The following is a 22,845-nucleotide window of genomic DNA, read 5'->3' as shown; positions in this document are numbered from 1 at the left end:
GGCGTCATCCCGTGCGCACAGGCAATTCGCCCAGGGCGCAAGGCTTGCCGTAGAGGTAACCCTGGTAGTGCAGGCAGCCATGGGTGGCCAGGCAATCGCGCTGCTCGCTGGTCTCCACCCCTTCGGCAATGACGTTGAGGCCCAGGCTTTCGGCCAGCGCCACCACGGTGCGGACGATGGCGGCGTCCTTGTCGTCGGTGGCCACGTCGTGCACAAACGACTGGTCGATCTTGAGCTGGTCCAGCGGCAAGCGCTTGAGGTAGGCCAGCGACGAATACCCCGTGCCGAAATCGTCCAGCGAAAACCCCACGCCGTGCGCCTTCAGGGCCGACATCTTGGCGATGGTGTCGTCCTTGTTGTCCAGCAGCAGGCTCTCGGTCAGCTCCAGCTTGAGCCGGTGGGCGGGGGCCTGGGTGACCGCCAGAACGTTGAGGATTTGCTGCACAAAGTCGGGCTGGCGCAACTGGCGCCCGCTGACGTTGACCGACAAGAACAGGTCAGCCGTGGCCGCCTGCCCGGCCCACTGGGCCAGGGCCTCGCAGGCGCTTTCCAGCACCCATTGGCCCATGGGCACGATCAGACCCGTGTCTTCCGCCAGCGGAATGAACTCGGACGGAGACACCATGCCGCGCTGCGGGTGCTGCCAGCGGATGAGGGCCTCCGCCCCCACCATCCGGCCCGCCCGGTTGAACTGAGGTTGGTACAGCAGCATGAGTTGGTTCAGCGCCATGGCCTGGCGCAAATCCTTGTCCAGCGCCATGTGGGCCATGACGGAGGCCTGCATGGCCGGGTCGAAAAAGCGCATCGCATTGCGCCCCTCGGCCTTGGCCTTGTACATGGCCAGGTCGGCCTGCTTCATCAGTTCGTCGGCGGTGCAGGTCTTCTCGCCGAACAGGGTCACCCCAATGCTGCACGAGCCCACGATGGTCTGCCCGGCAAGCAGGTAGGACTTGGAGATTTCGGCCAGGATCTTCTCGCCCAGGCGGCGGCAATGGGCGGCGGCCTCGTCGGAGCGGGGGGTCAGGTCTTCCAGCATCACCACGAACTCGTCGCCGCCCAGGCGAGCCACCGTGTCGCCTTCACGCAGCACCGACAACAAACGGCTGGCCACCTCCTGCAGCAACTCGTCGCCCTTGTCGTGCCCCAGCGTGTCGTTGACCAGTTTGAAGTTGTCCAGGTCAATGAACATCACCGCCCCCCGGTGCCCGCCCCGCTGGGCGGACGTCAGCGCCCGCTGCAAGCGGTCCATCAACAGCCGCCGGTTGGGCAGTTGCGTGAGGGGGTCGAAAAAGGCGAGGTTGCGGATCTCATCCTCCGCGGCCTTGCGCTGGGTGATGTCGGTCAGGGTGCTGACGTAGTGGGTGACATCGCCGGACCGTGACTTGACCGCCGTGATGGTCAGCCACTCCGGGAACACCTCGCCGTTCTTGCGGCGGTTCCAGATTTCGCCAGCCCAGTGTCCGTGTTCACGCAGGCTGTCATGCATGGCCTGGAAGAACGCCGCGTCGTGCCGCCCCGACGACAACAGGCTGGGCCGCTGGCCCACGGCCTCCTCGGCGCTGAACCCCGTGATGTGGGTGAACGACGGGTTGACCCGAAGGATGTGGTTCTGCGCGTCGGTGACAAAGATGCCCTCCTGCGCATCGAACGCCGTGGCCGCAATGCGCAGATCGGCCTCGGTTTTCTGCCGCTCGGCCCGGTAGCCTTCGATGAGGCGGTGCAGCCAGATGGAAAACGCCCACGAGCTCAGCACCCCCAGGCACAGCGCCAGCAGCACGGCCAGCGAGGTCTGGAAGTTGCGCTCCTGGCTGCCTTGCGCTTGCAGTTGCCGCTGTTGGGCCACGGTTTCGCGCAACTCGTCGTCAAACATGGTGACCAGCAGCACCCAGCCCCACGGCTCAAAGGCACGCACCAGCGCCGTTTTGGGGGCCATCTGCCCGGTCTTGGGGTGGGGCCACTGGTAGGCCATGAAGCCCCCACCGCCTTCGGCCAAGGCCTTGGCACGCGCCATCACCTCATGGGCATAGGCGGGCATGTCGGCCATTTCTCGACCTTCCAAGGCGGGTTCCGACGGGCTGTGCAGCAATCGCCCGTGCATGTCCATCACCCCGACACGTCCGCTTTGACCAAACTGCAACGCGCGCAGGCGGGCCATGGCCTCCTTCTTTTGCATCTCCTCCCACTCGTGGTTGTAGTCACCTGTGCCCACCAGCCAGTTGTAGGGGGCGAAGTGCCGCACATAGGCCAGTTTGTCGGCCATCACGGTGGGTTGGTCGGGGCGGTACCACCGGTAACGGGAGAACCCCTCGCCCACGGGTTGGCGTGCGGCGTCGATCAAGCCCTTCATGATGAAGTGGCCCGTGTCGTCCCGGTTGTTGATGCCGTCCTTGCCCTCGAATTTGGGAGCCGTGGGCAGCAGCAGAAAGCGCCCATCCATGCCGTCCACAAAGTAGTAGCCCCGGCCATCGAAAAACCGCATGGGGCGCAAGGCCTCCAGGATGGACCGCTGCACCTCGGCAACGGGCTTGCGATCCGACTCGCGGGCGTGGATGGCCTCCATCATCTGCACCGCGCTGTCCACCCGCTCCACCAGCGCCCGGCGCAGGATGGCGTCGGTCCGCGACCGCGTGAACGCCAGGTAGCCCAGCGCAGACGTCATTTCGGCATCCAACCGCGAACGTTGCTGGGTGCTGATGGCCTGGTCGATGCGGTCCAGCGACGCCGCCTGCTCGCGGGCGCTTTGCCACGAGAAAAAAACGGCCAGCGTCAAGGTGACGGCCAGCACCACCAGCACCGACCCCACCAGGTGCAGTCGGGGGAGCTTGGCTTCGTCTCTCAAAAAAGGCATGAAAAATGACTCTCGAAACAGAATCGCCATTGTCACCAATCCACCATCGGCAAAACCACCTTGCCTATCATCCCGGCCCATGAACACCTCAGCACCTGGACCGGAACTGAAACGCATCGCCATCGTGGGCATGGGGGCCATTGGCAGTGCCTTTGCCGCCTGGCTGGGCCAGCACCTGCCCGCGGGGCAGGTTCAACTCAGCGCCCTGGCGCGGGGGGACACGCTGCGGCAGCTGCGCACCCTGGGCCTGGCCTGGACCGACGCGCAGGGCACCCCCCAACACCTGCCGCCCCAGGCCCTGCACGCCAGCGACCAAGCTGCCGAGCTGGGGCCGCAAGACCTGATCGTCATCGCCGTCAAAGGCCCGGCCCTGGCCGCCGTGGCCCCCGCCGTGCAGGCCATGCGGGCCCCACACACCACCGTGCTGGTGGCCATGAACGGCCTGCCCTGGTGGTTCTTCCACGGCCTGCCGGGGGCGTGCGAAGGCATGGCACTGACATCGGTGGACCCGCAGGGCCGGATTGCCCAGGCCATCCCCGCCGCACACGTGCTGGGCTGCGTGGTGCACTTCAGCGCCTCGCAACCTGGGCCCGGCCAACTGGGGCCGGTGCGCAACAACCAGCTCATCGTGGGGGAACCGGGCGGGGGCACCAGCCCGCGCGCCCAGGCGGTGGCCGCGCTGCTCACGCAGGCGGGGTTTGCCGTCGCGGTGTCGGAGCGCATCCAGCGCGACATCTGGTTCAAGCTGTGGGGCAACATGACCATGAACCCCATTTCCGCCCTCACCGGCGCCACCTGCGACCGCATCCTGGACGACCCGCTGGTGCGCGGCTTTTGCAGCCACGTGATGCTGGAGGCCCAAGCCATCGGCCAGCGCATCGGGCTGGGCATTGACCAGTCGCCCGAAGACCGCCACGCCGTGACCCGCAAGCTGGGGGCCTTCAAGACCAGCATGCTGCAAGACGTGGAAGCCCACCGCCCCGTGGAACTGGACGCCCTGGTGGCCGCCGTGCGCGAGGTGGGCCAGCACCTGGGCCTGGCCACCCCCCACACCGACGCCCTGCTGGGCCTCACCCGCCTGATGGCCCAGACCCGCGGGTTGTATTAAAACAATAGCACCTTACGCTTTATTTGAAAGCGCTAGCTGCCATTTTCATTGATGATTTTTCAAGCGTACCGCAGGACAAACCATTGGGGTGGCATCTGGCTTAACCCCAACTGCGTGTCAGCAGCTCATCTAAGGCATCGGCAATCGCCTGCCCTTGGTCGACCAGGCTGCCCACACACGGCCCCAGTTGGTCGTGGGCCACGGAAACCATGTCCAGCGGGTGCAACACCACGTCTTGCCCGCACAGCGTGAATGCGGGATTCATGCGGGTACCCACGGTCTGGGAGCCTTTGGGCAAGGCCGAACGCAGGACCAAAGGCACCACCACCCGACGGCGGTAGCCGTCAAACAACGCCGACTGCACCACCACCACCATGGGCACCGCGGCCCGCATGGGGCCGGGGTTCAGGTGCACGTCATATTGGGCCATGTGCGCGGCTCACAGCATGGAATGGCCATCGGCGTATGAGCCCGCGGCGTCGTGCAACACGTTCCACTCTGCCACCACCTGCTGGGCTTGCTCGCGGTGCTGCTGGCGGGCCAACCGTTCCGATGCCACATACGCCTGCAACATCTCCTCCACCTTGGCAGACAGGTTGCCACAGTAGGCGCGGGACTCTTGCACCAGTGCCTCGTTGAGAGAGAGATTGACCGGTTTTTTGGCTGAGGTTTCGGCGGTGGGCATGGTCAGCACTCCGAGGACAAAAAAGGATGCGCACATTATGCGCATCACCCCCACCGCCCCGCCACGTTCTTCAACAACTGGTTGACCGCCACCAACTGGCGGTTGCGGGCGTCCAGCAGGCTGCGTTCGGCGGCCAGCACGGTGTTCTGGGCGGCCAGCACGTTGAGGTAGCCCACCGTGCCCGCCTTGTACTGGTTTTGCAGCACGGCCAGTGCCTGCTGCGCCGCCGCCAGCGCCTGGGCCTGAAGCTCGGCCGAGCGGCCCAGCTGGGTGGCGGCGGCCAGGTTGTCTTCCACCTCCTGCAAGGCGGTCAGCACGGTCTGGCGGTAGGTGGCCACGGCCTGCTGTTGGCTGGCCACGGCAGACGCCTTGGCCGCGGTGCGGGCCCCGCCATCGAACAGGCTGACGGCCACCGCCGTGCCCAGCGACCACAACGAATGCGGCGACTGGAACAGCCCCGACAGCTCGCTGCCCCGCACCCCGGCGGAGGCCGACAGCGTGAGCGCCGGGAAAAACGCCGCCTCCGCCGCGCCCACCTGGGCGTTGGCGGCGGCCACCTGGCGCTGGGCGGCGGCAATGTCGGGCCGCCGCTCCAGCAGTTGGGCGGGCAATTGCTCGGGCACGGGGGGCACCGCGGGCAGGTCGGCGGGCAAGGGGTTGGCCGCAAGCTCAAACGCCCCCGGGGGCTGCCCCAGCAGCAGCGCCAGCGCGTGGCGCAGCTGGGTGCCTTGCAGGCGGGCTTCTTCCAGCTGCGCCTGGGTGGACAGCCATTGCGAGCGGGCCTGCACCACGTCGGCCTGCGAGGCCACGCCGCCTTGGTGACGGTTTTGCACCAAGGCCAGCGACTGGGCGTAAGACGCCACGCTGTGGGTGAGGATGCGCTGCAAAGCCTCTGAGCTGCGCAGGCTGAAATAGGTTTGCACCAGCGTGGCCTGCACCGACAGGCGGGTGGCCGCCAGCGTGGCGCGGCTGGCCTGGTGGCGGGCGTCCGCGGCCTCCACGCCTGAGCGCACGCGGCCCCACAGGTCCAGCTCCCAGGTGGCCAGCACGCCCTGGGCGGTGTAGGCGGTGGCGGGGCTGCTGCCCGGGCTGGCGCTGCGGCTGGCTCCAGCACTCAAGCCCACGCTGGGCAGGGCCCCGGCGCGGCTGCTGGCCAGGGCGGCCTGGGCCGCGTCCACCGCCGCCGCCGCGGCCTGCAGGCTGAGGTTGCCCGCCAGCAGGCGGGTTTGCAGGTCGTCGAGCACCGGGTCTTGGAACAGCGTCCACCAGGCGTCGGGCACATCGGCGGCGGCGGGGTTGGCCTGGCAGAATGCCGCCGACTGGCTGAACTGCGCGGGCACGTCGGGCGGCTGAAGGGACGATGGGGGCGGCATCGGCGTGCTGCAGGCCGTCAGCCCGCCCGCCAACAGCATCAACAAGGCCCGTGCGGCGCTGGCACGGGTGGAAAACGGTGCAGGCAACGGAGAGGGCAACGGCAACAGGGGCATGGGGTGGTTCCGTGGGCTCAGGCGGGTTGGACGGCGGGGGCCGTGGCGCGGGGTGTGCGGCGCTTTCGCCCGCGCAGCCGGTCCATCAGCACATACACCACGGGCGTGGTGTACAGGGTGAGCAACTGGCTCAGCACCAGCCCGCCCACCACGGCAATGCCCAGCGGTTGGCGCAGCTCGGCCCCGTCGCCCCGGCCCAGGGCCAAGGGCACGGCCCCCAGGATGGCGGCGGCCGTGGTCATGAGGATGGGGCGCAGCCGCAACTGGCCCGCCCGGTAGATGGCCTGGGCGGCACTGGCGTCGGTGTGGCGTTGGTGGGCAATGGCGAAGTCGATCATCATGATGGCGTTCTTCTTCACGATGCCGATGAGCAGGATCACCCCGATCAGGGCGATCAGCGAAAACTCGGTCTTGAACGCCATGAGCGCCAGCAGCGCTCCCACCCCCGCCGACGGCAGGGTGGACAGGATGGTGATGGGGTGGATCAGGCTTTCGTACAGGATGCCCAGCACCAGGTAGATGGTGAGCAGCGCCGCCGCAATCAGCACCGGCTGGCTGCTGAGCGAGTCCTTGAAGCCCTTGGCCGTGCCCTCAAAGCTGCCCCGCACCGACACCGGGACGCCCAGGCCGGCCACCGCGTCGGTGATGGCGTCCGTCGCGGCAGACAGGGTGCCGCCCAGCGGCAGGTCGAAGCTGATGGTGGACGCCGGCGTGCCCGACTGGTGGTTGACCGACAGCGGGGCCACGGTCAGCAGGTTGCGCGACACGCTGGCCAGGGGCACGGCCTTGCCGTTGGCCATGAGGTGGAGGCTGCGCAGGGTGTCGGGGCCTTGCAGGAATTCGTCGGCCAGCTCCATCACCACCCGGTACTGGTTGAGGGGGTTGTAGATCACCCCCACCTGGCGCTGGCCGAAGGCGTTGTTCAGGGTGTTGTCGGCGTTGCGCACGGTCAGCCCCAAGCGGGCCATGGCGTCGCGGTCGTACACCAGGGTGGTTTGCAGGCCGCTGTCGGCGCGGTCGGTGTCCACGTCGGTGATCTCGGGCAGCTTCATCAGCGCCTGGCGGATGCGGGGCTCCCATTGGCGCAGGTCTTCCAGGTTGTCGGCCTGCAAGGTGTACTGGTAGCTGGAGCTGGACTGCCGCCCGCCAATGCGGATGTCCTGCTGCTGGAACATGAACAGCCGCGCCCCGGGCTCCTGGGCCAACTTCTGGCGCAGCCGGTCAATGACCTGTTCGGCGCTTTCCTGGCGCTGGCTGCGGGGCTTCAGGGTCATGAACATCATGGCGGTGTTGCGCTGCCCGCCGCCGGTGAAGCCGGTGACGTTGACCACCGCCGGATCGGCCTGCACCACGGCCAGAAACCGGTCCAGCCGCTGCTGCATGGCCTGGAAGGAGGTGGCCTGGTCGGCCCGGATGAAGCCGCCGATGCGCCCGGTGTCCTGCGTGGGAAAAAAACCCTTCTCAATGGCCCCGTACAGGTACACATTGAGCCCGATCACCCCTGCCAAAAACAGCATCACCACCGGCGGGTGGCGCAGGCCCCAGGCCAGGCTGTGGCGGTAACCGCGCAACAGCGCCGCCTGCACCCGCGCCGACCCTCTTGCCCACCACGAAAGCCACGCCAGTCGTGACGGTGCAGCGGCCTGGCGGGCCGGTGCCCGCAGCAGCGCCGCACACATCATGGGCGTGGTGGTGAGCGACACCACCATGGACACCAGGATGGCCGCTGACAGCACCACCGCAAACTCGCGGAACAAGCGGCCCACGATGCCGCCCATCAGCAAAATGGGGATGAACACCGCGATCAGCGACAGGCTGATGGACACCACGGTGAAGCCAATCTCCCGCGCCCCGTCCCGCGCCGCTTGCAGGGCCGTCTTGCCGCGCTCCATGTGGCGGGTGATGTTCTCCAGCACCACGATGGCGTCGTCCACCACAAAACCGGTGGCCACGGTGAGGGCCATGAGCGAGAGGTTGTCCAGCGTGTAGCCGCACAGGTACATCACACAAAAGGTGCCCGCCAGCGACACCGGCACCGCCACGCTGGGGATGACCGCCGCCCGCCCGTTGCGCAGGAACAAAAACACCACCAGGATGACCAGCCCCACCGACAGGGCCAGGGCGTTTTCCACCTCGCGCAGCGAGGCGCGGATGGTGGGGCTGCGGTCGGACACCACGTTCAGCGCAATGGCGGGCGGAATGCTGGCCTGCAACTGCGGCAGCAGCGCCCGCACCTTGTCCACCGATTCGATGATGTTGGCCCCCGGGGCCTTGAACAGCATGAGCAGGATGGCCGGTTGGCCGTTGGCCACGCCGTAGTTGCGCGAATCTTGAACCGAATCCACCACCTGAGCCACATCTGACAAGCGCAAGGCGCTTCCATTTTTGTAGCTAACGATCAGCGGCGCGTAGTCGGCGGCGGTGCGGGCCTGGTCGTTGGCGGTGATTTGCCAGGTGCGGCTGCCGTCGTCCAGCAAGCCCTTGGGGCGGTTGGCGTTGGCCGCGGTGACGGCCACCCGGATGTCCTCCAGCGCCAGCCCCTGCGCGGCCAGGCGGTTGGGGTCCAGCGCAATGCGCACCGCGGGCAGCGCCCCGCCGCCGATGTTGACCTGCCCGATGCCGTCCACCTGCGCCAGCCGCTGCGCCAGCACGGTGGAGGCGGCGTCGTACATCTGCCCGCGGGTGAGCGTGTCCGACGTGAGCGACAGGATCAGGATGGGTGCATCCGCCGGGTTCACCTTGCGGTACTGGGGCATGCTGGGCATGCCGGTGGGCAGCAGCGTGCGGGCGGCGTTGATGGCGGCCTGCACGTCGCGGGCGGCGCCGTTGATGTCGCGGTCCAGGTCAAACTGCAAGGTGATGCGGGTGTTGCCCTGCGATGAGCTGGAGGTGATTTCCGTCACCCCGGCAATGGCGCCCAGCGCCCGCTCCAGCGGCGTGGCCACGGTGGCCGCCATGGTTTCGGGGCTGGCCCCCGGCAGGCTGGCGGTGACCGACAGGGTGGGGAACTCCACCTGCGGCAGCGGGGCCACCGGCAGGCGGAAGAACGCCAGCACCCCGGCCAGGGCCAGGCCCAGCGTCAGCAGCCAGGTGGCCACCGGGCGGTGGATGAAGGTGGCCGACAGGTTCACCGCCGCCCCACCAGTCGGGAAAACAGCAGGTAGATCACCGGCGTGCTGAACAGCGTGAGCAACTGGCTGACGATCAGGCCGCCCACCAGCGTCACGCCCAACGGTTGGCGCAACTCGCTGCCCACGCCCTGCCCCAGCATCAGCGGCAAGGCCCCCAGCAGCGCGGCCAGCGTGGTCATGAGGATGGGGCGAAAGCGCAGCAGGCAGGCCTGGAAAATGGCTTGGCGCGGCGGCAGGCCCTGCTCTCGCTCGGCCTCCAGCGCAAAGTCGATCATCATGATGGCGTTCTTCTTCACGATGCCAATGAGCAGGATGACCCCGATCACGGCCATCAGCCCCAGCTCCATGCGCGCCACCAGCAGCGCCAGCAGCGCCCCCACCCCCGCCGACGGCAGCGTGGACAGGATGGTGACCGGGTGGATGGTGCTTTCGTACAGCACCCCCAGCACGATGTACATGGTGACCACCGCCGCCAGGATCAGCCACAGCGTGTTGGCCAGCGAGGCCTCGAACGCCAGCGCCGCGCCCTGAAACCGGGTGTCGATGCTGGCGGGCAGGCCCAGTTCGGCCTCGGCCGCCTGGATGGCCGCCACCGCGTCGCCCAGCGCCACGCCCGGCGCGGTGTTGAACGACACCGTGGCCGCCGGAAACTGCGCCACGTGGTTGACCACCAGGCTGGCCGGTTTTTCCACCACCCGCGCCACCGAGGTGAGGGGAATGGGCGTGCCCGTGCCGCCATTGAGCGTGCTGGGCACATACAACTGGCCCAGCATGCCGGGGCTGGTGCGCCAGGCCGGGTCGGCCTCCAACACCACCCGGTATTGGTTGGACTGGGTGAAGATGGTGGAGATCAGCCGCTGCCCAAAGGCGTTGTACAGCGCGTTGTCGATCGCCGTCACCGACACGCCCAACCGTGCGGCGGCGGCGCGGTCAATCTCCACATAGGCTTGCAGGCCGTCGTCCTGCAGGTCACTGCCCACGTCCACCAGCTGGGGCAGCTGTTGCAGGCGCGCCAGCAGTTGTGCGGTCCAGCGGCTCAGGGCTTCGCTGTCGGGGGAGCTCAGCAAGAACTGGTATTGCGTTTTGGCCACCCGGTCTTCAATGCTCAGGTCTTGCACGGGTTGCAGGTACAGCGCCATGCCCGGCACCCGGCCCGCCGCGCCGTCGGCCAGGCGGCGGATGACGGCTTGCACGTCGTGGTCTGCCGGGCTGCGTTCGCCCTTGGGCTTGAGGTTGAGCAGCATGCGCCCGGCGTTGAGCGTGGCGTTGGCCCCGTCCACCCCAATGAAGGAGGACAGGCTTTGCACCGCCGGGTCTTGCAGCAGCAGGTCGGCCATGCGCTGCTGGCGCTCGGCCATGGCGGCAAACGAGGTGGAGGCCGGGCCTTCGGTGATGACCTGCACCACCCCCGTGTCCTGCACCGGGAAAAAGCCCTTGGGCACCACGAGGTACAGCCCCACGGTGGCCGCCAGCGTCAGCCCGAACACCGCCAGCGTGAGCGGCTGGTGGTGGAGCACCGTGGTCAGCCAGCGGCCATACCCAGCAATGAGGGCGTCGAAAAACCGGCCCGTGGCCCGGTACAGCCGCCCGTGGGCGCTGTCGGGCGTGTGGCGCAGCAGGCGGGCGCACAGCATGGGCGTGAGCGTGAGCGACACCACCGCTGAAATGAGGATGGACACCGCCAGCGTGACCGCAAACTCGTGGAACAGCCGCCCCACCACATCGGCCATGAACAGCAGCGGGATCAGCACGGCAATGAGCGAGATGGTCAGCGAGACGATGGTGAAGCCGATCTGCTGCGCCCCTTTCAGCGCGGCCTGCAGGGGCGCTTCGCCCTCTTCCACGTAGCGGGCGATGTTTTCGATCATCACGATGGCGTCGTCCACCACAAAGCCGGTGGCCACCGTCAGCGCCATCAGCGTGAGGTTGTTGATGGAGTAGCCCAGCAGGTGCATCACGCCAAAGGTGCCCACCAGCGACAGCGGCACCGCCAGCGCCGGAATCAGCGTGGCCGACGGGCTGCGCAGGAACACAAAAATCACCGCCACCACCAGCGCCATGGCCAGCAGCAGCTCGTGCTGCACGTCGGTGACCGAGGCGCGGATGGTGGTGGTGCGGTCGGTCAGCACCTGCACGTCCAGCGAGGCGGGCAGCGTGCCCTGCAGCTTGGGCAACAACAGCTTGAGGCGGTCCACCGTCTCGATGACGTTGGCCCCCGGTTGGCGCTGGATGTTGAGGATCACGCCCGCCCGCTGCTGGCCGCCATAACCGGCCCAGGCCGAGAGGCGGTCGTTCTCGGGCGCGTCCACGATGGCGGCCACGTCTTTCAGCCGCACGGGGCTGCCGTTCTTGAAGGCCACGATCTGGTTGGCGTAGTCGGCGGCGGTGCGCAGCTGGTCGTTGGCGTCCAGCGTGGAGGCGCGGGCCGCACCGTCAAAACTGCCCTTGGCCTGGTTGACGTTGGCGTTGCCAATCGCGGTGCGCAGGTCCTCCAGGCTCATGCCCAGCGCGGCCAGCGCCGCCGGGTTGGCCTGGATGCGCACCGCCGGGCGTTGCCCACCGGCCACCGCCACCAGGCCCACGCCCGGCACCTGACTGAGTTTGGGGGCCAGGCGGTTTTCCACCAGGTCGTGCACCTTGATGACGGGCAGCGACGGCGAGGTGACCGCCAGCGTGAGCACCGGTGCATCGGCCGGGTTGACCTTGCTGTACAGCGGCGGCATGGGCAGGTCGTTGGGCAGCAGGTTGGCCCCGGCGTTGATGGCGGCCTGCACCTGCTGTTCGGCCACGTCCAGCGCCACATCCAGCGTGAAGCGCAGCGTGATGACCGACGCCCCGCCCGAGCTGGTGGACGACATCTGCGCCAGCCCCGGCATCTGCCCGAACTGGCGCTCCAGCGGCGCGGTGACCGACGAAGTGACCACCTCCGGGCTGGCCCCGGGGTAGAGCGTGGTGACCTGGATGGTGGGGTAGTCCACCTCGGGCAGGGCCGAAATGGGCAGCAGCCGGTACGCCAGCAGGCCGGTGATGAACAGGGCCACCATCAGCAGCGAAGTGGCCACGGGCCGCAGGATGAACAGGCGCGAGAGATTCATGGCAAATTCAGGACTGACCGCCCTGGGCTTCACGCGGGCGGCGGCGCTCGCGCGGCTCCGCGGACTGGGTCGGGGCAATCACGTCCACCTGCGCGCCTTCGCGCAGGCGGTCGGCACCGTCGGTCACCACGGTGTCGCCGGGGCTCAGCTCGCCGGAAACGGCCACCCAGTCGCCGTCGGTGGCCCCGGCGCGCACCCGGCGCACGGTCACGGTCTTGTCGGCCTGCACCAGGTACACATAGGCCCCCTGGGCCCCGCGCTGCAAGGCGGTGCCCGGGACGACCAGCGCCCCCTTGTCCACCGCCAGCGTCAGCCGCACGTTGACAAACTGGTTGGGGAACAGGCTGCCGTCGGCATTGGGGAACTCGGCCTTCACCTTGATGGTGCCGGTGCTGGCGTCGATGGCGTTGTCGAGGGTGGTCACCCGGCCCTGCCCCAGGCGGTTGCGGAACTCGCGGTCCCAGGCTTCCACCGCCATGGGCTCCTTGCCGCCCAGCTTGCTGCGCAGGCGCGGCAGCATGGCTTCGGGCACGGCAAACACCAGGGCCATGGGCTGGGTCTGGGTGATGGTGACCAGGCCATTGGCGTCGCTGCTGCGCACCATGCTGCCCAGGTCGGCCTGCTTCAGGCCCAGACGGCCCGAAATCGGCGCGGTGATGCGGGTGTACGACAGCTGCAGCTGCGCACTGTCCACCGCGGCCTGGTCGGTCTGCACCGTGCCCTTGAGTTGGCGCACCAGGGCCTCTTGCGTGTCCACCTGCTGGGCGGCGATGGAATCCTTGGCCAGCAAGTCCTTGTAGCGGGTCAGGTCCAGCTGGGCGTTGGTCAGTTGGGCCTGGTCCCGGGCCAGTTGGCCCTGGGCCTGCGCCAGCGCCACCTGCTGGCTGCGGTTGTCCAGCTCGGCCAGCAGTTGGCCCGCCCGCACCAGTTGCCCTTCCTGGAAGTGCAGGGTTTTCAGCTCGGCGTCCACCCGGGTGCGCACCACCGCGGTGTTGAGCGCCGCCATGTTGCCAATGGCCTGCACGGTCATGGCCATGTCGCGCTGCTGCACCGTGGCCACCGATACCGGCTGCACCCGGCTGCCCGGCGCAAACCGCTTGGGGGCAGTGGTCGCTCCGTCGGGCGCGGCTTCGGTCCCGCGCGCGCCGTACCACCACCATGCGCCCCCACCGATGGCCAGCACCAGCACGCCCATCAGCAGCCAAGGCACCACCCGACCTCGCTGACGGGCGCAAGGGGATGCCCGCCCCATGGGGTCAAGCAACAGGGAACAACGAACGTTTGCAAGAGTAAGCGGCATCGGGCACCTGGGCGAAACGGTGGGCGCGGTTGCGGACGGCTGTCCAGTCTGGACAACCATTGTGCGCACGCTGGATGAACGCTGTGTAAACCGGCCCCAGTCACCCTGCCCCGGCAGCGTCAATGCCCGGGGAAGGCGTTGCCGTCGGCCTGGGTGGCGGCCTTGCGGCCTTGTTCAATGCGCTGGGCCAGAAAGCGCCACAGCCGCTCGTCCTGGCTGAAGGCCACGTTGAAGCGCAGCCAACCCGTGGGCCGGGGCTCCACCAGGAACAGCTGGCCGGGACCGAGCATCATGCCCTCGGCCGTGCCCTGGAGGGACAGCTCGGCGCTGTCGGGCAGGTCGGGGTGGCGGGCCCAGAGGTACATGCCGGCCTCGGGCTCGTGGAACAGTTCAAACCCCAGGCTGTCGAGCTTGCGGCCCACCTGGCGGTGGGCTTCGCCCAGGCGGTCGCGCACCGACTTGAGGTGCTTGCGCCAGCGTCCGTCGGTCAACACGCCAAAAATCACGCGTTCGGCCAGGTCGGACGAGGTCAGACCCGCCACCATCTTGAGCTGCACAAACTCGGCCAGCCACTCGGGCCGCGCCAACAGGAAACCCACGCGCAGGTTGGGCGAAATGGTCTTGGAAAAGCTGCCCAGGTAGACCACGCGGCGCAACTGGTCCAGGCTGGCCAGCGAGGGGCGCTGGGTGAGGTCCAGGTCGGCGTACAGGTCGTTTTCGACCAGCACGAAGTCGTGCTGGTCGGCCAGCCGCAGCAGGCGGTGCAAATGCGCCACCGACGCCAGCGAGCCACTGGGGCTTTGCAGGCGCGGCTGGGTGAAGAAGGCCTTGGGTTTGTGCTGCGCCAGCAGGGCCTCCAGCGCGTCCAGGTCGTAGCCGGTGGGGGTGCGCGGCACGCCCACCACCTGGGTGCCCAGCAGGCGCAGCATGTGGTGCAGGTTGGGGTAGCCGGGGTCGTCCACCAGCACCACATCGCCCGCTTTCAACAGGCAGCGCGCCACCAGGTCCAGGGCCTGGCTGGAGCCGTGGGTGAGCAGCACCTGGTCGGCATCCACCGCAATCTGGTGCTCGGCCATGCTTTCGGCAATGAGCAGGCGCAGGGCCATGTGCCCACTGGGCAGGCCGTAGCCGTCCAGCTCCAGGCCGTCGGACGACAGCTGCCGCAGGCTGCGGCGCACGGCGTCGGCAAACAGCCAGTCGTGGGGCAACCAGCCGCAACCGGGCTTGAGCGGCAGGTTGCGGTTTTCAAAAATCTGCTTCAGGTACCAGCGGGTGTCAAAACGCGGGGCCTCGCGGGGCACCATTCCGGTGCCTGCCCCTTCGTCCCCCCGCCGTTTGACGAAAAACCCCGCGTTGGCCTTGGACACCAGCCACCCCTGGGCCACCAGTCGGTCGTAGGCCTCCACCACGGTGAACACGCTGACGCCATGGCTGGCGGCAAAGGAACGGATGGAAGGCAGCTTGGCCCCGGGTTTGAGCACCTGTGCGGTGATGAGGCCACGCAATCCGTCCACGATCTGGCTCACCAGGGGGGTTTGCAGGTCGGGGCTGAGTGAAAGCATCGGGCAAAAAGGCAAAGAGTTTGCACCTTGTGGGCGCGCACCAGATCAGGGAATCTGTGTACAGGATTCTAGACCTGCACAGTGTGCTGAAAACAGGTTCTGTGTGTACATGGACGGGGGTGGAAACGGTTTCTACAGTTCAGCCCGTTCCTTCACAACCGGCCCACCAACGGGCCCTGAACCGCATGTCACAAGACCTCGCCCCCACCAACGCCGCCCTGCTCGCCCGCCGCCACGCCGCCGTGGCCCGTGGGGTGGGCCAGGCGCATGATCTGTTCATCCAGTCGGCTCGCAACGCCGAGTTCACCGACGTGGAAGGCCGCCGCTTCATCGACTTTGCTGGCGGCATTGCCGTGCTCAACACTGGCCACCTGCACCCTGAAGTGATCGCCGCGGTCAAGGCCCAGCTGGACCTGTACACCCACACCTGCTTCCAGGTGGTGGCCTACGAACCCTATGTGGCCGTGTGCGAAAAACTCAACGCGCTGGCCCCCGGCCACTTCGCCAAGAAAAGCCTGCTGCTGACCACCGGCGCCGAGGCGGTGGAAAACGCCATCAAAATCGCCCGCTCGCACACCGGCCGCAGCGGTGTGATCGCCTTCACCGGCGGCTACCACGGCCGCACCCACTACACGCTGGGCCTGACCGGCAAGGTGGCCCCGTACAAAACCGGCTTTGGCCCCTTCCCGGCTGAAATCTTCCACGCGCTGTTCCCCAACGCGGTGCACGGCATCAGCGTGGACGACGCCATTGCCTCGGTGGAGCAGGTTTTCAAGAACGACATTGAAGCGTCCCGCGTGGCCGCTTTCATCGTCGAGCCGGTGCAAGGCGAAGGTGGCTTCAACATCGCCCCGCCCGAGTTCATCAGCCGCCTGAAAGAAATTGCCGACCGCCACGGCATTTTGCTGATTGCCGACGAGGTGCAGACCGGCGCAGGCCGCACCGGCACCTGGTTTGCCTGCGAGCAGTGGCCCGTGGCCCCCGACCTGATCACCACAGCCAAGTCGCTGGCGGGCGGTTTCCCGCTGTCGGGCGTGGTGGGCCGTGCCGAAGTGATCGACGCACCCGCCGCGGGTGGCCTGGGTGGCACCTACGCCGGTTCGCCGGTGGCCTGCGCCGCAGCCCTGGCCGTGATCAAGGCGTTTGACGACGAAAAACTGCTGGACCGCAGCAAGGCCCTGGGCCAACGCCTGGTCAGCGGCTTCAAGGCCATGGCCCAGACGCACAAGGCCATTGGCGACGTGCGCGGCCTGGGGGCCATGGTGGCCATCGAGCTGTTCGAAGGGGGCGATGTGCACCGCCCCGACGCCGCCCTGACCCGCAAGGTGGTGGCCGAGGCCGCCCGCCGCGGCCTGGTGCTGCTGTCCTGCGGCACCTACGGCAACGTGATTCGCGTGCTGGTGCCCCTGACCGCCTCCGATGCCCTGATCGATGAAGGCCTGGCCATCATCGAAGCCAGCTTTGCCGCGGTGGCCTGAGCCACCCCCACCCAGAGACACACACCATGCTCCCATCCGATCCCCTGGTCCGCTTTCAGGGCGTCCAAAAGACTTACGACGGCGAACAACTCGTGGTCCGGGACCTCAACCTGGACATCCAGCGCGGGGAGTTCCTGAGCCTGCTGGGCCCGTCGGGCTCTGGCAAGACCACCACGCTGATGATGCTGGCGGGCTTCGAGTCGCCCACCGCCGGTGAAATCGTGCTGGATGGCAAGCCCATCACCCGCACGCCGCCGCACAAGCGCAACTTCGGCATGGTGTTCCAGAACTACGCGCTGTTTCCCCACATGACCGTGGGCGAAAACGTGGCCTACCCGCTCACGGTGCGCAAGGTCTCCAAGGACGACCAGGCCCGCCGCGTGCAAAAGGCGCTGGACATGGTGCAACTGGGTGGCATGGCCGACCGCCTGCCCTCCCGCCTGTCGGGCGGGCAGCAGCAGCGTGTGGCCCTGGCCCGCGCCCTGGTGTTCGAACCCAAGCTGGTGCTGATGGACGAGCCCCTGGGTGCCCTGGACAAGCAGCTGCGCGAGCACATGCAGATCGAACTGAAGGAACTGCACCACCAACTGGGGCTGACCTTCGTGTACGTGACGCACGACCAGAGCGAAGCCCTGACCATGAGCGACCGCGTGGCCGTGTTCAACGACGGCGTGATCCAGCAACTGGCGGGCGTGGAAGACCTGTACGAAGCCCCCACCACCCGCTTTGTGGCCGGATTTGTGGGCGACAGCACGGTGCTGCGCGGCAAGCTGACCGCCGCCAACACCCTGACACTGACCGACGGGCGTGTGCTGCAAGGCGTCAACGTCACCCAGGCGGCGGTGGGTTCGCTGGCCGAGGCCTGTGTGCGCCCTGAGCGCATCGTCTGGCACCCCGAAGCCCGCGCCGACCACCCCAACTACCTGGCCGCCACCGTCACCCGCGTCATCTACCACGGTGACCACCTGCGCCTGCTGTGCGACCTGGGCCCCGGACAGCCGGAGGCCACCGTCAAGCTGCCCCTCACCCGCGAGGGTGCCAACCCCCATCCGCACCCCGGCGACGCCGTGGCGCTGGAGTTCCCCCCTGCCTCCACCCGGCTGTACGCCGTGTGAGACCAGGTTTTGTGTTTCCCCCTGTGCCAACCTCTCCAAGGAGAACCGTCCCATGAAAAAAACCCTCGTTGCCGCCGTGTGCACCCTGGCCGCCGGCCTGGCCAGCGCCCAGCAGCTGACCATCGTCAACTTCGGCGGTGCCAATGCCAACGCCCAGAAAGTGGCCTACTACGAGCCCTTCGAAAAGGCCACCGGCACCAAGGTGATCCCCGTTGAGTACAACGGCGAGCAGGCCAAGGTCAAGGCCATGGTGGAAACCAAGAAAGTCACCTGGGACGTGGTGGAAGTTGAATCGCCCGACGCCGTGCGCGGCTGCGACGAAGGCCTGTACGAAAAGCTGGACTACAGCAAGATCGGCAACAAGGCCGACTTCTTGCCCGCTGCCGTGACCGAATGCGGCATCGGCATCTTCGTGTGGTCCACCGTCATGGCCTACAACGGCGACAAGCTGAAAACCGCCCCCACCAGCTGGGCCGACTTCTTCGACACCAAGAAGATCCCTGGCAAGCGCGGCATGCGCAAGGGCGCCCGCTACAACCTCGAATTCGCCCTGATGGCCGACGGTGTCAAGCCCGCCGACGTGTACAAGGTGCTGGCCACCAAGGAAGGGGCTGACCGCGCCTTCAAGAAGCTGACCGAACTCAAGCCCAGCATCCAATGGTGGGAAGCCGGTGCCCAGGCGCCCCAGTTCCTGGTGGCCGGTGACGTGGTGCTGTCCACCGTGTACAACGGCCGCATCGACGCTGCCAACCGCGAAGGCCGCAACCTCAAGATCTACTGGCCCGGTGGCATCTATGACCTGGACTACTGGATGATCCCCAAGGGTGCCCCCAACAAGGACCTGGCCCTGAAGTTCATCGCCTTCGGTCTGACCGCCAACAACCAGGCCGTGTACGCCAAGAACATCGCCTACGGCCCCACCAACATGAAGGCCCTGGCCAGCCTGGACAAGAAGGTGCTGGACGACCTGCCCACCTCCGCCTCCAACGCCAAGGAAGCCATTCAGTTCAGCGTGAACTTCTGGGCCGACCAGGGTGAAGCGCTGGAGAAGCGCTTCGCCGCCTGGGCCACCCAGTAAGCGCAGCCCACTGACCCCCGTTCACGAAGAACCAAGCCCATGGCCTCACTTTCTGGTGTTTCTCCCGCCGTGCCGCTGGATGCCGGCGCGCTTCGCAAGTCCTTGGCCCGAGCCCAGGCCGGTCGGCAATGGAAGGCCTTTGGCCTGACCATGCCCCTGCTGGTCTTCTTGCTGATGACCCTGCTGGTGCCCATCGTCACGCTGCTGCAACGCGCCGTGGAAAACCCGGAAGTGGCCCGGGCCTTGCCCCGAACGGTGGTCGCGCTGGAAGGTTGGCGGGGGCAGGAAAGCCCCTCCCCCGCCGCCTACGCGGCGCTGGTGGCCGACCTGTCCCAGCTGCCCGACAGCTCCGATGCCGGTGCCCTGGCCCGCCGCCTCAACACCGAGGTGGCCGGTGCCCGCTCCCTCATCATGGGGGCCTACCGAAGCCTGCCCATCGAGGGCAGCCCCGAACACATCCGCGAGCGGCTCATCCAGGCCGACCCGCGCTGGGACCAGGTGCCGTTCTGGTCGGCCATTGCCAAGAACGGATCGCGCTGGACCCCCGACTACCTGCTGGCCTCCGTGGACCTGCGCCGTGACGTGCAAGGCCACATCGAACGCATGCCCGAAGACCAGCGGGCCTTTGGCGGCATCCTGATCCGCACCTTCCAGATCAGCCTGGTGGTGACCCTGTGCTGCCTCATCCTGGGCTACCCGCTGGCCTGGTGGCTGGCCAGCCTGAGCGACCGCGCCGCCAACGTGCTCATGATCCTGGTGCTGGTGCCCTTCTGGACCTCCATCCTGGTGCGCGTGGCCGCATGGATGGTGCTGTTGCAGTCCGAAGGCCTGGTCAACCGGGGGCTGATCGCCACCGGCCTGATCGACGCACCGCTGGAGCTGCTGTTCAACCGCACCGGCGTGGTCATTGCCATGGTGCACATCCTGCTGCCCTTCATGATCCTGCCGCTGTACAGCGTCATGAAAAGCGTGCCCCCCACCTACCAGCGCGCCGCCGTGTCGCTGGGCAGCACGCCCATGGCCGCCTTCTGGCGCGTGTACGTGCCTCAGACCTACCCCGGCATGGGCGCTGGCGCGCTGCTGGTGTTCATCCTGTCCATCGGCTACTACGTGACCCCCGCACTGGTGGGCGGTGCCGACGACCAGATGCTGAGCTACTACATCGCCCGCTACACCAACGTGGAAATCAACTGGGGCATGGCCTGCGCCCTGGGGGCCCTGCTGCTGACCGCCACCCTGGTGCTGTACGCCGTGTACCGCCGCTTCAGCCGCGCCGAACTCAGCCTGAGCTGACCCGACCATGAAACACCTGCTGCCCCAATTCCCCCTGTACACCTCGCTGCCCGAAAAAGCCATCTGGTGGGCGGTGCGCGCCCTGTGCGTGGCCGTGCTGGTGTACCTGCTCATCCCCATCCTGGTGATGATTCCGCTGTCGTTCTCCGACAGCTCCTTCCTGACCTACCCCATCCCAGGCTGGTCGCTGAAGTGGTACGACAACCTCTTCCATTCCGAAGAATGGGTGCGCGCCGCCAAGAACAGCTTCATCGTCGCCCCGGCGGCCACCGTCATCGCCACCGCGCTGGGCACCCTGGCCGCCGTGGGCCTGTCGCGGGCCGACTTCCCCTTCAAGGGCCTGCTGATGAGCGTGCTCATTGCGCCCATGGTGGTGCCCATCGTGGTGGTGGGCGTGGCCGCCTACCTGTTCTTTGCGCCGCTGGGCCTGGCCGACACCTACATCGGCCTCATCGTGGTGCACGCCGCGCTGGGCGCCCCCTTCGTGCTGACCACCGTGCTGGCCACGCTGACCGGCTTCAACCACAACCTGACCCGCGCCTCGCTCAGCCTGGGCGAAACGCCGCTGCGCACCTTCTTCCGCATCACCCTGCCGGTGATTGCCCCCGGTGTCATCTCCGGAGCACTGTTCGCCTTTGCCACCTCGTTCGACGAGGTGGTGGTCACCCTGTTCCTGGCCGGGGCCGACCAGACCACGCTGCCGCGCCAGATGTTCACCGGCATCCGCGAGAACATCTCCCCCACCATCGCCGCCGTGGCCACGCTGCTCATCCTGTTCACCACCAGCCTGCTGCTGGTGATGGAATGGCTGCGCGGACGCCGCAAGTGACCGCCATGGGTTTGTTCCCCCCCGTGCCGCCTGAGGCCATGCTGGCGCGTGGCCGCAGGCTGCGCGAACTGCACCGTCAAGGCACCTGGGTGATGCCCAACGCCTGGGACCCCGGCAGCGCACGGCTGCTGGAGGCGGAAGGTTTCCCCGCCCTGGGCACCACCAGCGCGGGCATTGCGTTCTCCATGGGGTGTCCTGATGGGGCCAATGCCCTCGGTCGTGACCAGATGCTGGACGCCATTCAACGGATCGCCCGTGCCGTTCGAATCCCCGTCAACGCCGACTTGGAATCGGGTTACGGCCACAACGCCACCGAGGTGGCCGACACCATCCGGCGGGTGATTCAAGCCGGAGCTTCAGGGGCCAACATCGAGGACGCCACAGGCCATGCCCATGCCCCGTTGTTCAGCCTCGATGAGGCGGCGCAACGGGTGGCTGCCGCCCGGCAGGCCGCCGATGCCACGGACACACCCTTCACCCTGACCGCCCGGTGCGACGCGTTCCTGGTCAAGCACCCCGACGCGTTGAACGAAAGCATTCGGCGCTGCCGCCAATACCGCGACGCGGGCGCGGATTGCCTGTTTGTGCCCGGTGTGAGTGACGAACACAGCATCACCACCCTGGTTCAGGCGGTTCAGCACCCCATCAATGTGGTCATGGGCCTCACCGGCTCGCTGCTGACCGTTGAGCAACTGGCCCGATGGGGTGTTCGCCGCATCAGCACGGGGGGCAGCCTGGCGCGCACTTGCCTGGGCGTGCTGCGAAGCGCAGGGCAGGAAATTCGAAACGCAGGCACGTTCAGCTACGCCGCGCAACAAATCCCCGACGACGAGCTGAGCGCCTTTTTTGCACAACCTGTCCATGACTGATCCAGCCTTCAACCAACCCCTGGGCGGCAACGACATGCCGCGCTTTGGCGGCATCGCCACCATGATGCGCCTGCCCCATGCCACCAGCCCTGAGGGGCTGGACGTGGGCTTCATCGGCATTCCGCTGGACATTGGCACCAGCCACCGCCCGGGCACCCGCTTCGGGCCACGGCAGATCCGGGCCGAGTCCTGCCTGATCCGCCCCTACAACATGGCCACCGGGGCGGCCCCGTTCGATTCCCTGCAGGTGGCCGACCTGGGCGACGTGCCCATCAACACCTACAACCTGGGCAAGTCGGTGGACATCATCACCGCGCACTACCGCGAGGTGCTGGCGGCGGGCTGCATCCCCCTCACCCTGGGCGGTGACCACACCATTGCCCTGCCCATCCTGCGGGCCCTGAGGGAAAAACACGGCCCGGTGGCGCTGATCCATGTGGACGCCCATGCCGACGTCAACCCCGACATGTTTGGCGAGCGCATCGCCCACGGCACCCCGTTTCGCCGTGCGGTGGAGGAAGGGCTGCTGATCGGCCACAAGGTGTGGCAGATCGGATTGCGCGGCAGCGGCTACAGCGCCGAAGACTTTGACTGGCCCCGCCAGCAAGGCTTCACCCTCGTGCCCGCGCACGAGGTGTGGTGGCAGTCGCTCAGCCCCTTGATGGCCCGCATCCGCGAGGCCATCGGCCCCGACACTCCCACCTACCTCAGCTTTGACATCGACGGCATCGACCCCGCCTACGCCGGGGGCACGGGCACGCCCGAAGTGGGCGGCCTGTCGGTGCTGCAGGCCCTGGAAATCGTGCGCGGCTGCCGCGGATTGAACCTGGTGGGTGCGGACCTGGTCGAAGTCTCGCCCCCCTATGACCCCAGCGGCAACACCGCCCTGCTGGGGGCCAACCTGCTGTTTGAAATGCTGTGCGCCCTGCCCGGCGTGACCCACCGGTAACGCCCCGGTCACACCACC

At 67.6% G+C, this 22,845-nt stretch carries 16 protein-coding genes; 8 read left to right on the top strand and 8 right to left on the bottom strand.

Annotated features, from left to right (window positions below; all coding sequences use genetic code 11):
* Positions 1 to 4: 4 nt before the first annotated feature.
* Positions 5 to 2,848 (bottom strand): bifunctional diguanylate cyclase/phosphodiesterase, encoded by a 2,844-nt coding sequence (locus ACYVB7_RS01445; RefSeq protein WP_460504772.1) that lies wholly within the window; start codon positions 2,846 to 2,848, stop codon positions 5 to 7.
* 79 nt (positions 2,849 to 2,927) lie between these two features.
* On the opposite strand from ACYVB7_RS01445, the gene ACYVB7_RS01440 reads away from it, so the two are divergent.
* On the top strand, positions 2,928 to 3,956 hold the full coding sequence (locus ACYVB7_RS01440) for a 2-dehydropantoate 2-reductase (RefSeq protein WP_460504771.1): 1,029 nt from the start codon (positions 2,928 to 2,930) through the stop codon (positions 3,954 to 3,956).
* 100 nt (positions 3,957 to 4,056) lie between these two features.
* Here ACYVB7_RS01440 and ACYVB7_RS01435 read toward each other — a convergent pair whose 3' ends face one another.
* From ACYVB7_RS01435 to ACYVB7_RS01405, 7 genes are all read right to left on the bottom strand, one after another.
* Complete coding sequence (locus tag ACYVB7_RS01435) at positions 4,057 to 4,386, bottom strand: CcdB family protein (RefSeq protein ID WP_460504770.1); 330 nt, start codon at positions 4,384 to 4,386, stop codon at positions 4,057 to 4,059.
* Between the two features lie 9 nt (positions 4,387 to 4,395).
* Positions 4,396 to 4,641: a type II toxin-antitoxin system CcdA family antitoxin gene (locus ACYVB7_RS01430; RefSeq protein ID WP_460504769.1), complete on the bottom strand. Its 246-nt coding sequence runs from the start codon at positions 4,639 to 4,641 to the stop codon at positions 4,396 to 4,398.
* A gap of 44 nt (positions 4,642 to 4,685) precedes the next feature.
* Positions 4,686 to 6,128, bottom strand: a complete 1,443-nt coding sequence (locus ACYVB7_RS01425) for an outer membrane factor lipoprotein domain-containing protein (protein WP_460504768.1) — start codon at positions 6,126 to 6,128, stop codon at positions 4,686 to 4,688.
* Positions 6,129 to 6,145: 17 nt separating this feature from the next.
* Complete coding sequence (locus tag ACYVB7_RS01420) at positions 6,146 to 9,259, bottom strand: multidrug efflux RND transporter permease subunit (protein WP_460504767.1); 3,114 nt, start codon at positions 9,257 to 9,259, stop codon at positions 6,146 to 6,148.
* Complete coding sequence (locus ACYVB7_RS01415) at positions 9,256 to 12,354, bottom strand: MdtB/MuxB family multidrug efflux RND transporter permease subunit (RefSeq protein WP_460504766.1); 3,099 nt, start codon at positions 12,352 to 12,354, stop codon at positions 9,256 to 9,258. Before ACYVB7_RS01415 ends, ACYVB7_RS01420 begins: the two co-directional genes overlap by 4 nt.
* A gap of 7 nt (positions 12,355 to 12,361) precedes the next feature.
* Positions 12,362 to 13,606: an MdtA/MuxA family multidrug efflux RND transporter periplasmic adaptor subunit gene (locus ACYVB7_RS01410; protein ID WP_460504765.1), complete on the bottom strand. Its 1,245-nt coding sequence runs from the start codon at positions 13,604 to 13,606 to the stop codon at positions 12,362 to 12,364.
* 167 nt (positions 13,607 to 13,773) lie between these two features.
* Positions 13,774 to 15,216 (bottom strand): aminotransferase-like domain-containing protein, encoded by a 1,443-nt coding sequence (locus tag ACYVB7_RS01405; RefSeq protein WP_460504764.1) that lies wholly within the window; start codon positions 15,214 to 15,216, stop codon positions 13,774 to 13,776.
* A gap of 185 nt (positions 15,217 to 15,401) precedes the next feature.
* Here ACYVB7_RS01405 and gabT point away from each other — a divergent pair, with 185 nt between their 5' ends.
* Genes gabT through speB form a run of 7 tightly spaced genes read left to right on the top strand, consistent with a single transcriptional unit; the run spans position 15,402 to position 22,827 of the window.
* A complete protein-coding gene (gabT, locus tag ACYVB7_RS01400) occupies positions 15,402 to 16,694 on the top strand; it encodes a PLP-dependent aminotransferase family protein (protein WP_460504763.1) in 1,293 nt (430 codons plus the stop codon).
* A 26-nt stretch (positions 16,695 to 16,720) separates the two neighbouring features.
* Positions 16,721 to 17,809 (top strand): ABC transporter ATP-binding protein, encoded by a 1,089-nt coding sequence (locus tag ACYVB7_RS01395; RefSeq protein ID WP_460504762.1) that lies wholly within the window; start codon positions 16,721 to 16,723, stop codon positions 17,807 to 17,809.
* Positions 17,810 to 17,861: 52 nt separating this feature from the next.
* A complete protein-coding gene (locus ACYVB7_RS01390) occupies positions 17,862 to 18,887 on the top strand; it encodes an ABC transporter substrate-binding protein (RefSeq protein WP_460504761.1) in 1,026 nt (341 codons plus the stop codon).
* A 39-nt stretch (positions 18,888 to 18,926) separates the two neighbouring features.
* On the top strand, positions 18,927 to 20,180 hold the full coding sequence (locus tag ACYVB7_RS01385; protein ID WP_460504760.1) for an ABC transporter permease: 1,254 nt from the start codon (positions 18,927 to 18,929) through the stop codon (positions 20,178 to 20,180).
* 7 nt (positions 20,181 to 20,187) lie between these two features.
* Positions 20,188 to 21,009: an ABC transporter permease gene (locus tag ACYVB7_RS01380; protein ID WP_460504759.1), complete on the top strand. Its 822-nt coding sequence runs from the start codon at positions 20,188 to 20,190 to the stop codon at positions 21,007 to 21,009.
* Positions 21,010 to 21,014: 5 nt separating this feature from the next.
* Positions 21,015 to 21,878 carry an isocitrate lyase/PEP mutase family protein gene (locus ACYVB7_RS01375; RefSeq protein ID WP_460504758.1) on the top strand — a complete coding sequence of 288 codons (864 nt, stop codon included), beginning with the start codon at positions 21,015 to 21,017 and terminating at the stop codon, positions 21,876 to 21,878.
* Positions 21,871 to 22,827: an agmatinase gene (gene speB / locus ACYVB7_RS01370; RefSeq protein ID WP_460504757.1), complete on the top strand. Its 957-nt coding sequence runs from the start codon at positions 21,871 to 21,873 to the stop codon at positions 22,825 to 22,827. The genes ACYVB7_RS01375 and speB overlap by 8 nt, the downstream gene beginning before the upstream one ends.
* Positions 22,828 to 22,845: the final 18 nt, after the last annotated feature.

The sequence above is a fragment of the Hydrogenophaga soli genome, assembly GCF_054777695.1.
Note: the sequence above shows the minus strand (reverse complement) of the source record. Positions and strands in the feature narration are given on the sequence as shown.

Excerpts from the sequence above, each read along its gene's own strand:
- gabT (WP_460504763.1), top strand. The coding sequence starts at position 15,402 with ATGTCACAAGACCTCGCCCCCACCAACGCCGCCCTGCTCGCCCGCCGC.
- ACYVB7_RS01405 (WP_460504764.1), bottom strand. The coding sequence starts at position 15,216 with ATGCTTTCACTCAGCCCCGACCTGCAAACCCCCCTGGTGAGCCAGATC.
- ACYVB7_RS01440 (WP_460504771.1), top strand. The coding sequence starts at position 2,928 with ATGAACACCTCAGCACCTGGACCGGAACTGAAACGCATCGCCATCGTG.
- ACYVB7_RS01415 (WP_460504766.1), bottom strand. The coding sequence starts at position 12,354 with ATGAATCTCTCGCGCCTGTTCATCCTGCGGCCCGTGGCCACTTCGCTG.
- ACYVB7_RS01435 (WP_460504770.1), bottom strand. The coding sequence starts at position 4,386 with ATGGCCCAATATGACGTGCACCTGAACCCCGGCCCCATGCGGGCCGCG.
- ACYVB7_RS01430 (WP_460504769.1), bottom strand. The coding sequence starts at position 4,641 with ATGCCCACCGCCGAAACCTCAGCCAAAAAACCGGTCAATCTCTCTCTC.
- ACYVB7_RS01425 (WP_460504768.1), bottom strand. The coding sequence starts at position 6,128 with ATGCCCCTGTTGCCGTTGCCCTCTCCGTTGCCTGCACCGTTTTCCACC.
- ACYVB7_RS01390 (WP_460504761.1), top strand. The coding sequence starts at position 17,862 with ATGAAAAAAACCCTCGTTGCCGCCGTGTGCACCCTGGCCGCCGGCCTG.
- ACYVB7_RS01380 (WP_460504759.1), top strand. The coding sequence starts at position 20,188 with ATGAAACACCTGCTGCCCCAATTCCCCCTGTACACCTCGCTGCCCGAA.
- speB (WP_460504757.1), top strand. The coding sequence starts at position 21,871 with ATGACTGATCCAGCCTTCAACCAACCCCTGGGCGGCAACGACATGCCG.
- ACYVB7_RS01385 (WP_460504760.1), top strand. The coding sequence starts at position 18,927 with ATGGCCTCACTTTCTGGTGTTTCTCCCGCCGTGCCGCTGGATGCCGGC.
- ACYVB7_RS01445 (WP_460504772.1), bottom strand. The coding sequence starts at position 2,848 with ATGCCTTTTTTGAGAGACGAAGCCAAGCTCCCCCGACTGCACCTGGTG.
- ACYVB7_RS01395 (WP_460504762.1), top strand. The coding sequence starts at position 16,721 with ATGCTCCCATCCGATCCCCTGGTCCGCTTTCAGGGCGTCCAAAAGACT.
- ACYVB7_RS01410 (WP_460504765.1), bottom strand. The coding sequence starts at position 13,606 with ATGGGGCGGGCATCCCCTTGCGCCCGTCAGCGAGGTCGGGTGGTGCCT.
- ACYVB7_RS01375 (WP_460504758.1), top strand. The coding sequence starts at position 21,015 with ATGGGTTTGTTCCCCCCCGTGCCGCCTGAGGCCATGCTGGCGCGTGGC.